A 14,574-nucleotide genomic window follows, 5' to 3' on the forward strand; every position below is an offset into this window, starting at 1 on the left:
AAAATAAACGTGTATTTCGTCGATTATATTAGCTTTTAATCTGTGTTTTGTTTTATATTTACTCTGTCATTTAAAGCAAAAGTTATGAAAAAGATAGTTACTTTATTATTAGTGGTTTTGTCCTCATTTACAATGATGGCTAATGTATCGATTTCAGATAAAGAAATCCTCGTGAAATTCTACGAGGCAACTAATGGCAGTCAATGGAAAGTGAAATGGGATTTGTCTCAAGATATAAGTACTTGGACTGGTGTTAAAGTGCTAAATAACAAAGTAGTTGCCATAAACTTACAGAATAATAATTTGGTAGGTGTAATCCCAACCGAGTTAGGTCAATTAGAAACTTTACAACAATTAAATCTACATAGAAATCATCTTTCTGGGAGTATTCCTGCTAGTTTAGGTAATTTGAAAGAATTGAAAATATTAGACTTGTCTTTTAATAATTTATCGGCATCTATTCCAGCTTCAATTTGCAATTTAAGCAATTTGAAAAGTTTAGAATTGTTTATGAATCAGCTTTCAGGTGAGTTGCCATCTAATTTAGGGAATTTACAAAAATTAGAAACTTTGGCAATTTTTAATAATGAAATAGAAGGCGCAATTCCTGCTTCTTTCTATGAAATGAAAGCGTTAAAAACGGTATTATTAAATAGTAATAAACTAAGTGGTACATTAAGCCCAGATGTTGCTAATTTAACTCAATTAACTAATTTTAGCTTATTCGAAAATAATTTTCAAGGACAAGTGCCTTTAGCTATCGAAAATTTAGATAATTTAAAAGAAATGAATATTTCTTACAATAAATTCAATGGTTTAGTTTCAAGAAAATTAGCTGTTTTAGATACGTTAAACATGACTATGGTTAACGATGGTGGTGTAGCTTATTTGATGAATGTAGCAATTGAAGTGGATAAAAGACCAATAGTTTCTGAAGAATAATTTTTTTGGTTAGAAAATTATTTATATTTATTAAGTTAGTTTTATAATAAGTTTAGTTTCTGGAAAACCTGTGAATAGTACATTCACAGGTTTTTTTGTATTACACACCACTAAAAGCACTAAAACCACCATCTACAGCAAGTACAATTCCAGTGACAAACTGGGAAGCGTCACTACACAAAAAGTGAATCGCACCAGATAATTCATTGGCTTCACCAAATCTTTTCATGGGGGTGTTGTTAATGATGCTATTTCCTCTTGAAGTATAAGAACCATCCTCATTAGTTAATAATTTTCGGTTTTGATTTCCAATAAAAAAACCTGGTGCTATAGCATTTACACGAATGCGATCACTAAATTTTGTTGCCATTTCCACCGCCATCCATCTGGTGAAGTTTTCCATTGCAGCCTTAGATGCTGAATAGCCCACTACGCGGGTTACGGCTCTGTCAACTGTCATAGAAGAGAAATTAATAATTACTCCTTCTTTTTGTTTGGCCATAAGTTCTCCAAAAACAATTGAAGGAAGCACCGTGCCATTTAAGTTTAAATCGGTTACGGTTTGAAAAGCATCCATAGATAAGTCAAAAATAGTTTGATCTACGCTTATTGTCGCTCCAGGCATATTTCCCCCAGCGGCATTCAATAAGATATCAATTCGACCATATTGAGCTATGATTTTTTCTCGTGCTGTTTCTAATGATTTTTTGTCCAGAATGTTTGCCGCAATTCCGAATGCGTCATACCCTTTTTCTTTTAAGTTTGTAATACTAATGTCAATGGTTTCCTGATTTCTTCCAAGAATAATAATTTTTGCGCCTGAAGCGGCTAAATGTTCAGCAATTGATGTTCCTAATACTCCAGTTCCTCCTGTAATTACAGCAACCTTATTTTTAATGTTAAATAGATTCATTTTTTAAATTTGATTTTATTATTTATTTTAAAAGCTGTGCGAATTAATTAAAATTCACACAGCTTTCTTTACAACAATTAGGGTTTATTGTTAGAATTTCCACCTAACAAAGGCTTCCATTGCGGCATAATTAGACAAACCTAACTGATCGTATAATTCGGCCGTTTCTTTGTTTCTGTCTTCGGCTCTTTGCCAGAATTCTCTAGAATCAGTGCCTTGAAATACGACACCGTCTTTTTGCGATTGGTGTTTGAATATTCCGTGTCTCTTAGCTAAAACTTGATCCGGACTCATGGGAACAGCCATTTCTATTTCGTCAATGCCCCATTCTTGCCAAGCCCCACGATAAAGCCATAGCCAACAATCATTCATGAAATCTTTTTGTTTCAGATTTTTTACCGCTTCAAAAATAGCGTCTAAACATACTTTATGCGTTCCGTGTGGATCGGCAAGATCACCTGCTGCAAATATCTGATGCGGTTTTATTTTTTCAATAAGATCCATAGTAAGTTGGATGTCGGCTGCTCCTAAAGGCTTTTTCTCAATAGTTCCTGTTTCGTAAAACGGAAGATCCATAAAATGAATTTGATTGTCAGTTAAGCCTACAAAATGGCTGGTTGCTCGTGCTTCTCCTTTTCGAATAAGACCTTTTAAGTGTCTAACCTCGGGAGTGTCTTTTTGACTTGCTTTTTTGTTGTTTAAAAATTCATGCGCTTTATTGTATATCGAAGTGGCTTCGGGACTATTAATTCCAAATTTTTCGTTATAGTCACATACAAAACGAGCAAAACGCTCTGCTTCGCTATCAGCTACAGCAATATTTCCTGATGTTTGATAGGCCACATGAACTTCATGACCTTGCTCGTGTAAACGCATAAAAGTGCCTCCCATACTTATGATGTCATCGTCTGGATGCGGACTAAAAATCAGTACTCTTTTTCTAGCGGGTTTTGCTCGTTCAGGTCTATTGCTATCATCGGCATTGGGTTTTCCTCCCGGCCAGCCTGTGATAGTGTTTTGTAATTTGTTAAAAATATTAATGTTGATGTTGTAAGCGGGACCTAAATCGGCTAATAAATCACTCATTCCGTTTTCGATATAATCAGCATCAGTGAGTCTAAGAATAGGTTTTTTTAAGTCGAGTGCCATTCTTAAAACCGCTTTTCTAGTCAATTTGTCTGTCCAAACAATTTTTTCAACCAGCCAAGGGGTGTTGATTCGGGTTAGTTTAGAACCAGCTTCTTGATCTAAAACAAATATTGCATTGTCGTGTTCTTGCAAGAATGAAGCTGGAATTAAATTGGTTACAGTGCCTTCAACGGAAGATTTAACAATGTTTGATTTGCCTTCGCCCCAAGCCATAAGAATCACTTGTTTGGCTTCCATTATTTTTTTTACTCCAAGTGTAATCGCTGTTCTGGGAGTATTGGTTAAACCTGAAAAATCTTTACTGGCGGCAACTCTGGTAATATGGTCTAAAGCGACTAGTCTGGTTTTTGAGTTTTGTAACGAACCCGATTCATTGAAACCAATGTGTCCATTTCCCCCAATTCCGAGAATTTGCAAATCTATTCCGCCCAGCGCTTCTATTTTTTCTTCATAGTTAGCGCAATATTCCTGAATTTGTTCTTTAGATAAAGTGCCATCGGGAATATTATAGTTTTCAGGTAAAATATCCACTTGATCCAATAGCAATTCTTTCATAAAACGCACGTAGCTATTAATGGAATCGGGTTCTATTGGATAATATTCGTCTAAGTTGAAAGTAATCACATTCTTGAAACTAAGTCCCTCTTCTTTGTGCATTCTTACCAGTTCGGCATATAAACCTTTTGGCGAAGACCCAGTTGCTAGTCCAAGAACACAGGATTCATTTTGCTCTTGTTTCGATTTAATTAATGCTGCAATTTCTTGTGCAACAGCTATGGAAGCAGCTTTTGAATTTTCGAAAACTACTGTATTGATGTTTTCAAATCTTTTTTCAAATCCAGTGGCTTTGTCGATACTACTTTTTATCATCGTATTTTTTCGAGTTTTGAAATTTTAAAGAATCCTTTACTAAGATAGTAGGATGTAAATTAATACTGTCAAGAAGACTAAAATGCTTCCAGCAATATTTATCCCTGACCATGACTTTTCATAGTTGTTTGCCAAATCTTCTTCGTATTCCGTGTTTGTTTTTGAGTTCGAATATATTTTTGAAACGATAAACATAATGATGAAGTTTAGCACAAATTCAATTCCCCATAAATGAACGAAATGAATGTTAATTTTAAATACAAATGAAGTCAAGATGTAGAAAACAAAACCAAAAAATAATCCCGCTTTTGCACCCGCAGCGTTAATTTGTTTGAAAAACAAACCAGCAACAAGAATAGAAGAAATCGGAATAAAGAAAATTCCGTTTAACTCTTGCAAAAGAAAGTATAGTCCTGAGGGAGCATAAGCCACTAATGGTGCTACAGAAATAGATAAAATAGCCAGAATAACTGATGAAATTTTACCATAATACACTAGTTTTTTGTCAGATACATTTTTATTAAAACTTTTTTTGTAAATATCCATGCAAAAAATGGTGCTTGCTGAGTTCAATACACTATTAAAAGTACTTAAAACTGCTCCTAAAATTACTGCTGCAAAAAGACCATACAGATAGGTAGGGAGCACTTTTTTAACTAATAAAGGATAAATTAAATCGGGTTTGTTATAATGTTCCTCTTGAAAATAATAATAACCAATTAATCCCGGAAGCACAATGATTAAAGGCATTAATAGTTTGAAAACCCCTGTGTAAATTAGACCTTTTTGGGCTTCAACTAAATTTTTGGCACCAAAAGCTCTTTGAATTATAGTTTGATTCATTCCCCAAAAATAGATTTGGTTAATCATCAATCCAGTAAAAAGAGTTGAAAAAGGTAAAACAGAGTCTTCGCTACCGATAATGTCAAACTTTTTTGGGGCAAAATTATAAATGGTGCTTACTCCGTCAAAAATATTTCCTTTTCCAATTTGATACAACGCAATGGCGGGAACTAATAAACCTCCAAGCATTAATCCGATACCGTTAAGGGTGTCAGAGAAAGCGACAGCTTTTAGACCTCCAAAAATAGCATATAAGGATCCGATGACTCCAATTACAAGCACAGTATAAACTAAAGATTGATCTTTAGAAATAGAAAAGACGGTCGAGAAATCAAAAATGCTTTCGATGTTTATAGCTCCCGAATATAAAACAATGGGTAATAAGGTAACTACAAATGAACTCATCAATAAAAAAGCTACGATGGAGCGTATTTGAGAATCAAAACGTTTTTCTAGAAACTCTGGAATAGTGGTGAGTTTCATTTTCATAAACCGCGGAATAATAAAAATTGCGGCTATAACTAAGGCTATTGCCGAGGTGACTTCCCAAGCAATAACGATAATACCGTTTTTATAGGAGCTACCATTCATTCCTATTAAATGTTCGGTAGATATATTAGTAAGAATCATCGAGCCAGCAATGATAGGTGCTGTTAAACTTTTCCCAGCTAAAAAATAGCCATTTGAAGTGTCAAGGTTATCTTTTCGGAGTTTGTAACTGGTGTAAAAAATAACTAGGAGCGTGAATCCAAAAAAGCCTAAATAGGAATATAACATTTCAAAAGGATATTAAGTTATAGAATGTTTTTGTTAGAATTTTAATGTAGCAGGCAGGTATTTAGCCACTAACTCTTCATAATATGGTCTTAATGCTTTTGAATCTGGTTTAACAGGTGCTTTAGTATATAAATCGTAAGGATTGAATTTTTTTACCCATTCAAATAGTTCAATGTCTTTTTCGGTCATCAAATGCGTATAAGCGTTTTCTCGGTGTTGAGAATAGAAAGAATGGTAACGAATCATATACAAAGCTGGTTCTGGCAAATAGTCTTTCAGGATTTGGTACAAATACTCATCATGTCCCCAACTCATTTTTACATTGTCTAATCCACAATTTGGAGAATAAACCCCATATTTAGTGTTGTATTTTTCGTTAGTGCTATCTGGATTGGCAGCAAAAAACTCTGGATACACTATTTCATCTGAAAATTTGCAGCCTACAGGGAAGGTATCTCCAACAACCGCCCATTGTGGTTCGCCAAAAAGGCACAATACTTTTCCAATGTCATGTAAAAATCCTGTAAGCACAAACCAATCGGGATGGCCATCGGCACGAATGGCTTCAGAAGTTTGAAGTAAATGTTGAAATTGATCTAAATCAATATCCGGATCGCTATCATCAACTAAAGTGTTTAGGAAATCTACCGCTTCCCACAGCGACATTTCTTTTCTGTCAAATTTTAAGAATTCTTTTTCCTTTTCGCACACAAAATCATAGGTTTGATAGGTGTGATTAATTCGATAAAACTCTCTTACGGTTTCTACTCTTTCAGAATCTACATAATTGCGGAATTCTTCTTTTTCTTTTGTTTCGGCAGCAGGATCTGGATAACGTTCGATTAGGTTTTCTTCCCAATCGTCAATTTGGTGCATTGGATTATTGAATTTGTCGGAGTTATTGATGTTTTCCATTAGAGTTGAATTTTATAAATGATTTGAATTAGTTAATTAGCTACAACTATTGTGCTTGTTGAATAATTCAAAATTACGTACATATTGTTCTTGCAAAATGGATAAATGCTTCAAAAATATGGATAAATTTTCCATTCTAGTAATTTTTCGATTTAATAATTGCATTATGTGTATTTGATAAAATGTTTTGTTTTTAATTCGGAAACTCCTCATTAATGTGCTGGTCTTGCTATTAACAAATTTTAGCTGTCTATATTATAGTTAATAAAGTTGGTTGATTTGATTAATCAAGTTTTTGATGGATTGTTTTGTTTTTTTAATGTTAAAAAACAATTAAATCTTGATGGTGTCATCTGAAAAAGGGTCTGTGTTTTATTAAAACCACTAAACAGCAGTAAATCAAGGCTTTTGTTGTGTATAATGTAAAATAATGTAGTATTAAAAACGCAAAATGTATTTTTTAGACTCTTTTTTTGTGGTTTTTTGATTGAATTTTATATGTTTTTGATGAATTTGTCCATTTTGAAACCGCTGTTTACTGTTAATTTTACCATAATATTATTAACTAATACTAATTAAAAATGAAAAAAACCAAATTCAAATTATTGACGTTATTTTTCTTAATAGCGTTTTCAATTAATTCGTGGGCACAAAAAACGCAGGTGTCAGGGGTGGTAACCGATCAGACTAAACAATCTATTCCAGGAGTTAATGTTGTTGTCAAAGGTTCTAAGGGTGGTATTTCTACCGATATGGATGGAAAGTTTAGAGTTGAAGCTAAACCAGGAGATGTAATTGTATTCTCTTACTTAGGGTTTAGAACTTTGGAAGTTTCATATAAAGGTGGAGCTACTTTGGATGTTTCTTTGAAAGAAGACAGTGCTCAATTGGATGAGGTAGTAGTTGTTGGTTATGGAACAGTTAAGAAAAATGATTTAACAGGTTCTGTATCAACGGTTAGTGCTAAACAAATTCAACAGGCAAATAAAGTAGATGCTATTTCTGCTTTGCAAGGACAAACGGCGGGTGTTGTTATTCAACGTACGGATAACAAGCCAGGTGGTGGCGGTTTTAATATCCGTGTTCGTGGAGCAAGTACTATCAATTCTAATGAAACAACAACTGCAGGAGGATTTACCCCAGGTCAAAATCCATTATTTATTGTAGATGGGATTTTCATGAATGATATTTCATTTTTGAATCCTGCTGATATTAGTAGAATGGATATCCTTAAAGATGCTTCTTCAACTGCAATCTACGGTTCAAGAGGTAGTAATGGTGTTGTTTTAGTAGAAACTAAGCGTGGTAAGAGTGGCAAGTTAAAAGTGGAGTACAGTAATTATGTAGGTTCAAAACAAGCATATAATTTACCTTCTATTTTTGATGGCCCTGGATATGTGAATTTAGTTAGAGATGCAGCAGTAGGGGTTCAGTTTTCTTCAGGGAATATTAACTACAGAGCTAGTGATGTAAATTTAGAAAGTTTTTTAGATCCTGAAGAGCGCCAAAATATTGCTGATGGTGTAAGTACGGATTGGGTTGGATTGATGCTTAAAAGGGGTTTTCAAACTAATCACACACTTAATTTAAGTGGAGGAAATGATAAGACAGTTTATTCGGCTAGTTTAGCTTACACTCTTGATGAGGGAACTTTAGAAGGAGAAGACTTTAATAGATACAATATTAGTGGTAGTCTTAAAAGTGATCTTAATGATTGGCTTAATTTGAGTATTAGTAATTATGTTACAACAGCCATACAAAACGGAGGGAGTTGGGAAGGCTTAAGAAGTTCTTACAGACTAAAACCTATAGGAAGACCATATAATGATGATGGTTCGTTACGTTTTTTTCCAACAACAAAGGAAACTCAAATTACCAATCCTTTGTTTGAAGCAGACAACCAAGTTAAGGAGACTAAGTATTTACAGTATATTGGAGATATTGCATTGCAAATTAAACCAGCTGAAGGATTTACTATCACTACTAAGTTTTCTCCAAATATGAAATTTGAAAGATATGGTGAGTATCGTGGACTATATTCAAAAGATGTAGTAGGGCAGCCAGCACTTAGAAGAGCTCAGGTAAATAATTCAAATTATTTCTCTTATTCTTGGGATAATATCTTCAACTATAAGTTGAATAAAGGTATTCATGCATTAGATGTTACAGGGGTTATTTCAAGATTTATGGAACGTTCTGAAGGATATTTTAATCAAGTAAGAAATTTTACCACGGATGAATTTTTATTTTATAACTTAAATGCAGGTACAAACCGTGTAGATGTTTCAAGTAATTTTTCTAAACAAACTTTAGAGTCTTATACAGGAAGAGTAAACTATTCTTTAATGGATAGATATTTGTTGACTTTTACAGGTCGTTATGATGGTGCATCTATGCTAGCGGCCGGTAATAAATGGGCGTTTTTTCCTTCTGCGGCTTTTGCTTGGAAAATAATGGAAGAAGAGTTTATGAAAAACCAAAAATTGTTTTCTAATGCTAAAATCAGATTAAGTTATGGTCAAACCGGAAATAATGGTGCAGGTGGAGGATTGGCGCCGCTGGGTTCTCAAGCATTATTAGCTACTGGTACAACAAATCTTGGAGATGCAGCAGTGCCAGTATATTTTGTAAATAATATAGCTAATCCTGAGCTTCAGTGGGAGAGAACTTCTGAGGTGAATTTAGGTTTTGATTTTGGCTTTTTAGATAATAAAATCAATGGATCTATTGATGTTTACAATAGAAAAAATACGGATATTATATTTAGAAAAGAAATGCCGGCTTATACAGGATTTCGAGGAGGAGCTTATACTAATATTGGAGAATCTACAAATAGAGGAATTGAGATTGGTATAAATACCGTGAACATTGACAAGGGTGATTTTAAATGGACGACTAACTTTAATTTTGCATCTAATAGAAATACTTTAGACAAGATTTATGGAGATGGTAAAGATCTTTTTTACGGAGTTAATGGTACCAATATGATTCATAGAGTAGGAGAAGCTCTAGGTGCTATTTATGATTATGAGTTTGTAGGTATCTGGCAACTAGATGAGGCACTAGAGGCACAATCTTACGGACAACAACCAGGGCAAGTTAAGGTAAGAGATATTAACGGAGATGGAAAAATTACTCCGGGAGACGATAGAAAAGTTATTGGACAGGTTGCTCCTAAATGGACAGGAGGATTCACAAATACAATGAACTATAAGAATTTTGATTTTTCTTTCTTATTAAATATCAGCCAAGGTAATATGTATAAAAGTAATTTTCATAGTAACTATGCTTGGGGTTGGGACGTTGAGCCTCAAAGAACCTTTAATGGTTATGATGTGAATTACTGGACTCCTGAAAATCAATCTAATGATTGGAATCAGCCAGGAAATGCTGGTCCACATGGTGGTGCTATCCAATACAAAGATGTGTCTTTTGTTAAAGTGGGATACATGACTTTAGGATATAGACTTCCATCTACTACATTAGAAAAACTTAAAATAAGTAACATAAGAGTTTATGCAACTGTACAGAATCCTTTCGTGTTTAGTAAATATGATGGTTGGGATCCTGAAAATGCAGGAAGAAATCAATGGGGAGCGGCATTTATGTCACGTACATTAATGACTGGTATCAATTTAAGTTTTTAACTTTTAAATAAATTAAGAAAATGAAATATATTAATTTTAAACTAATTGTAATAGGCCTTGTGTTAGCTGTTTTTAACACAGGTTGCGAGAGTTATCTTGAAGAAGAAAACAGATCATTTTTAAGTTTGCAGAATGCTAGTTCTGATCCTAAGACTTTTGATCAACTAGTTGCTTCTATTTATCTAAGAGCAAGAGAAACTACCACACGTTATACAGGAGATATGTATTATGTACTTGAAGATTTAGGTACAGATATTGTTACAAGAGGAACTGCAATAGCAGGGACAAGTGATTTGAATGATTATGTCAATTTTAATTCCTTAAATTGGGCTATCGGAGTATATTGGGAAAATCAATATAGTATAATTTCTGCAGCTAATATTCTAATAGATAATGCAGATAATATTCAAGGAGTTGCAGCAAATACTAAAACGAATGGGATTGCTGAGGCTAAATTTTTCAGAGCAATGTCTTATTTTAATTTAGTAGAGAATTATGGAGGTGTTCCATTAGTTCTTAATCAAGTTCAATCACCTAATACAACCTATGTGCGTGCAACTGAGGAAGAAGTTTATACTCAAATTGTTAAGGATCTACAGGATGCCTTATCAGGTACAAATGAAACTTCAGCTGTTTATGGTAGAATTACTAAAGACGCTGTAAGACATTTATTGTCAAAAGTATTATTGACTAGAGGTTATAAAACTTTTGCTGGTGCAACTGATTTTAATGATGCGGCATCTTATGCAGACACGGTAATAGCAAACCACCCACTAGTTCCTACATTTCAAAGTTTAGTGTCAATTGAAAATCAAAGAAATTCAGAAGTTATTTTTTCTTATTTATTTGGAGGTAATGCTTTAAGTGCAGGTTGGGGTAACTCAAGACACATGATGTATAAGTTTGCTTTTTATGATTATCCAGGTTTTAACAGAACAGTTAAAGGGTTGGGGCCAATGCCTACTCCTTTTTATTATTCGCTTTTCGCTGATGACGATCAAAGAGCTGAAGCTACTTTTACTAGAATTCTGTATGCCCAAAAGCCTTTTGTAGCTACTGTTCAAGGAAATCCGGTAAATATTGCTGTAGGAGATACTGCAATCTATTTTCCAAAAGTGGCTTGGACACCAGAGGAAATTGCTACTAAACCTTATCGAGTAATTAATCCAGGGACGTATTTTATAAATGATGCGATTACTCCGGTACACTATCCAATGTTTAAAAAGTTTGATGATCCAACGGTTCCATTTACTCAGCCTGATCAACGTTCAGAAGGAAAGAGAGATATGGTTATCATGAGATCTGGTGAAGCTTATTTAATTGCTGCTGAGGCTTATTTAAAAGCTACAAATCCAAATACAGCAGCAACTCGTTTAACTACTTTGCGCTCAAGATCTGGACTAACAACTCCTGTACCTCCTTCTTCAGTTACTCTTGATTTTATACTAGATGAGAGAGCCAGAGAATTGACTGGTGAGGTTAATAGATGGATGGATTTAAAAAGAACAGGAAAGTTAATAGAGCGTACTTTATTACATAATCCGCATGCAGCATTTAATAATGCGCTTAACACTAAAAATCTTTTAAGACCAATTCCTCAAAGTGAAATAGACAGAACATCTGGAGCAATCACTCAAAATCCATTATAGAAGTAAATAGAAGTTTTTTATTTAATAGTTGGTTAAGTTAGATTGGTAATTTATTTAACCCTGAAAAGAGAAGAAGCTCGTTCTTCTTCTCTTTTCTTTTTTTTTAACAATTCGGTTGTAAAGTATTATTTATTACAAATGAATTTTGATTTTAAATCAGAACGGAGCACATTTTTTTCTTGTTTCAATAGTTTAATTTTTTTTTCTCAAAAGAAATTCAACTGTTTTAAAAAAGATAGTATAAAAAGTCCTTTGCCTGAATAATCCATTTCAATTTGTTTTTAATACTGTTTCATTTTATTCTAATAAGTAGTAAAAACTATATAATGTCGTATTTTGAAACGATACAATGTTGTTTAAATAATTAAATTATAGTTGTTTAAGTCAATAAAGCCTCTTTTGACTTTAAAACTTTCGACTTACTTAAATGTTTTTTGAAACAAAATCAATAGTAAAAATAAAGTCCTAAATGTAAATTTATTATTGCTGCATAGGCTTTAGGTTCCTTAAAAGCAATTTGCCCTCAATAAAAAAAACAGGTAAATATGAATGTATATCGTTTATTCCCTTATCGCTTAATAGCCATTTCCGTTTTATTATCGAGTTTATCTTGTTCCATAAAACCAGCAGTAAGTAATTATGTAGATTTAGTAAATCCGTTAATCGGTACAGCTCCTTCTACAACTATTAGTGCCTTGCACCATGGTGAAGATGTAACTGAAAACAATGCGCAAGTAGTTCCTTATGTAACTGTTCCTTTTGGAATGACTAATTGGACAGCGCAAACTAAGGCAACCGAAACCAAATGCGTTGCACCTTATTATTATACGGATACCAAAATTTCAGGTTTTAGAGGAAGTCACTGGTTGAGTGGTTCATGCGTACAGGATTATGGAAGTATGACCATTATGCCCATAACAGGAAAATTGAAATGCCAAGCCGAAGATAGAGCATCCAGTTTTTCTCATGATAACGAAAAAACAACTCCATACCATTATAATGTAAATCTGGCTGATTACAAGATTGATGTAAATATGACAGCAACAAAACGTTGTGGTTTATTCCAATTTACATTCGAAAACTCAGGGGAAGCGCATATTATTGTGAATCCAAATAGTGACGAAGCAAAAGGTTTTGTCCAAATAAACGCAGAAAAAAATGAAATTGTAGGCTATAATCCAGTGCATAAAATCTACCAAGGTTCGGGTGATAGCGCGGGTTTTAGCGGCTATTTTGTAGTGCAATTGAGTAAAAGTTCTGCTAAATTTGGTGTTTACCAAAATGAAAAAATTCGCCAAGGAAACACTCAAATTTCTAATTTAGAAAATATAGGTGCCTACATTTCTTTTGATGTTGAAAAAGGAGAAACAATCGAGGCGAAAATTGGAACTTCATTCACCAGTATTGAACAAGCCAGAAAGAATTTAGCAGCTGAAACTAAAGATTTGGATTTTGAAGAAGCAAAAGAAAACCTGAGAGAAACTTGGGAAAACTTACTTTCAAAAGTACAGGTAGAAGGAACCAATAAAGATGATAAAGTAAAGTTTTATACTGCCATGTATCATAGTTATTTACAGCCAAGAACTTTTAATGATGTGGATGGAACGTATGTGAGTTTTAATGGAGGTACAAAATTAATGAATAGTGGTAATGACGATTATTTTACTGATTTCTCGATGTGGGATATTTATAGAGCATCACTTCCTTTGTTTAATATGTTAACGCCTAAAGTTAATGGACAGATGATGAAAAGTCTTTTTTTAATGGCTGAACAAGGCGAATGGATGCCTATTTTTCCATGCTGGAATAGTTATACTTCGGCTATGATTGGTGATCATGCTATTGCTGCAATTGCCGATGCGTATATGAAAAATACTATTGATATATCAGATAAAGAATATGGTTATTTGTTACAAAACGCATTCAAATTACCTGTTAATCATGCTGATTATGTAAATGGAAAAGGACGCCGAGCTTTAGATTCTTATTTGAAATATGGTTATGTTCCGCTGGAAGATGAAGTAAAAGAATCTTTTCATCACGGCGAACAAGTTTCTAGAACTTTAGAATATGCTTTTGATGATTTTGCGCTTTCGCAAATTGCAGCCAAAAGAGGAGATACATTACACTCCAGACTTTTGAAAAAAAGAGCGTTGAATTATGAAAATGTATATAGTGTAGCCGACTCTACGGTAAGAGGTCGATTTGCCGATGGCACTTTTACTAAAGATTTTGATAAGTTTATTAGAAAACCTTACATCACCGAAGGCACGCCCTATCAATACACTTGGTATGTGCCTCAGGATATTAAAGGTTTAATGAATTTAATGGGCGGAGAAGAAGGATTTAATGCTAATTTGGATCGGTTCCATTCTGCTAATCAATATTGGCATGGAAATGAACCGGGTCACCAAATACCGTTCTTATATAATTATTCAGGACAAGCCTGGAAAACCCAGGAATTGGTAACCCAAATTATGAAAACCGAGTACAGTAATGATGTGGGTGGATTAAGCGGAAACGATGATGCAGGACAAATGTCGGCTTGGTATGTTTTTGCAGCCTTAGGATTTTATCCAGTAGCGCCATCAGTTCCACAATATGTAATTTCAGGACCTCATTTTGACAAAATTACGCTCCGTTTTGAAAACGGAAAACAATTGATTATTAATGCAAAAGGGGCTTCACTAGGGAACAATTACATTCAGAAAATAAAATTTAATGGAGTGGAATATGATAAAACCTATTTGGATCATTTTTCAATTATGAAGGGAGGAACTTTGGATTTCGAAATGGGAAAACAACCTAATAAAGCATGGGGAACAGCCAAGGAAAGTAAGCCGTTTTCAATATCAAATTAGTAAGAAGG

Annotated in this window: 8 protein-coding genes; 4 read left to right on the plus strand and 4 right to left on the minus strand. The window is 33.9% G+C overall.

Going from position 1 to position 14,574, the window contains the following annotated elements:
- The first annotated feature begins 84 nt into the window (after positions 1 to 84).
- The gene (locus AAGV28_RS13145) at positions 85 to 942 is read left to right on the plus strand and encodes a leucine-rich repeat domain-containing protein (protein WP_373407211.1); all 858 of its coding nucleotides are present in this window, start codon (positions 85 to 87) and stop codon (positions 940 to 942) included.
- A gap of 100 nt (positions 943 to 1,042) precedes the next feature.
- Here AAGV28_RS13145 and AAGV28_RS13150 read toward each other — a convergent pair whose 3' ends face one another.
- From AAGV28_RS13150 to AAGV28_RS13165, 4 genes are all read right to left on the minus strand, one after another.
- Complete coding sequence (locus AAGV28_RS13150; protein ID WP_373407212.1) at positions 1,043 to 1,855, minus strand: SDR family oxidoreductase; 813 nt, start codon at positions 1,853 to 1,855, stop codon at positions 1,043 to 1,045.
- A gap of 90 nt (positions 1,856 to 1,945) precedes the next feature.
- Entirely contained in the window at positions 1,946 to 3,874 is a 1,929-nt protein-coding gene (gene nagB, locus AAGV28_RS13155) for a glucosamine-6-phosphate deaminase (RefSeq protein WP_373407213.1), read from the minus strand.
- 39 nt (positions 3,875 to 3,913) lie between these two features.
- Positions 3,914 to 5,494: a solute:sodium symporter family transporter gene (locus AAGV28_RS13160; protein WP_373407214.1), complete on the minus strand. Its 1,581-nt coding sequence runs from the start codon at positions 5,492 to 5,494 to the stop codon at positions 3,914 to 3,916.
- A gap of 33 nt (positions 5,495 to 5,527) precedes the next feature.
- The gene (locus AAGV28_RS13165; protein WP_373407215.1) at positions 5,528 to 6,409 is read right to left on the minus strand and encodes an inositol oxygenase family protein; all 882 of its coding nucleotides are present in this window, start codon (positions 6,407 to 6,409) and stop codon (positions 5,528 to 5,530) included.
- A 581-nt stretch (positions 6,410 to 6,990) separates the two neighbouring features.
- Between AAGV28_RS13165 and AAGV28_RS13170 the strand changes: the two genes are divergently transcribed.
- The 3 genes from AAGV28_RS13170 to AAGV28_RS13180 all read left to right on the plus strand — a co-directional run bounded on the left by AAGV28_RS13170 (position 6,991) and on the right by AAGV28_RS13180 (position 14,566).
- Complete coding sequence (locus tag AAGV28_RS13170) at positions 6,991 to 10,056, plus strand: SusC/RagA family TonB-linked outer membrane protein (RefSeq protein WP_373407216.1); 3,066 nt, start codon at positions 6,991 to 6,993, stop codon at positions 10,054 to 10,056.
- A gap of 20 nt (positions 10,057 to 10,076) precedes the next feature.
- Positions 10,077 to 11,705: a RagB/SusD family nutrient uptake outer membrane protein gene (locus AAGV28_RS13175; RefSeq protein ID WP_373407217.1), complete on the plus strand. Its 1,629-nt coding sequence runs from the start codon at positions 10,077 to 10,079 to the stop codon at positions 11,703 to 11,705.
- Positions 11,706 to 12,250: 545 nt separating this feature from the next.
- Positions 12,251 to 14,566 carry a GH92 family glycosyl hydrolase gene (locus AAGV28_RS13180; RefSeq protein ID WP_373407218.1) on the plus strand — a complete coding sequence of 772 codons (2,316 nt, stop codon included), beginning with the start codon at positions 12,251 to 12,253 and terminating at the stop codon, positions 14,564 to 14,566.
- The last annotated feature ends 8 nt before the right edge of the window (positions 14,567 to 14,574 follow it).

The sequence above is a fragment of the Flavobacterium zubiriense genome (assembly GCF_041729725.1).
Classification (GTDB): domain Bacteria; phylum Bacteroidota; class Bacteroidia; order Flavobacteriales; family Flavobacteriaceae; genus Flavobacterium; species Flavobacterium zubiriense.

What these genes read in the sequence shown, in the direction of transcription:
- AAGV28_RS13145 (WP_373407211.1), top strand. Translation starts at nt 85, where the DNA reads ATGAAAAAGATAGTTACTTTATTATTAGTGGTTTTGTCCTCATTTACA.
- nagB (WP_373407213.1), bottom strand. Translation starts at nt 3,874, where the DNA reads ATGATAAAAAGTAGTATCGACAAAGCCACTGGATTTGAAAAAAGATTT.
- AAGV28_RS13180 (WP_373407218.1), top strand. Translation starts at nt 12,251, where the DNA reads ATGAATGTATATCGTTTATTCCCTTATCGCTTAATAGCCATTTCCGTT.
- AAGV28_RS13150 (WP_373407212.1), bottom strand. Translation starts at nt 1,855, where the DNA reads ATGAATCTATTTAACATTAAAAATAAGGTTGCTGTAATTACAGGAGGA.
- AAGV28_RS13175 (WP_373407217.1), top strand. Translation starts at nt 10,077, where the DNA reads ATGAAATATATTAATTTTAAACTAATTGTAATAGGCCTTGTGTTAGCT.
- AAGV28_RS13160 (WP_373407214.1), bottom strand. Translation starts at nt 5,494, where the DNA reads ATGTTATATTCCTATTTAGGCTTTTTTGGATTCACGCTCCTAGTTATT.
- AAGV28_RS13170 (WP_373407216.1), top strand. Translation starts at nt 6,991, where the DNA reads ATGAAAAAAACCAAATTCAAATTATTGACGTTATTTTTCTTAATAGCG.
- AAGV28_RS13165 (WP_373407215.1), bottom strand. Translation starts at nt 6,409, where the DNA reads ATGGAAAACATCAATAACTCCGACAAATTCAATAATCCAATGCACCAA.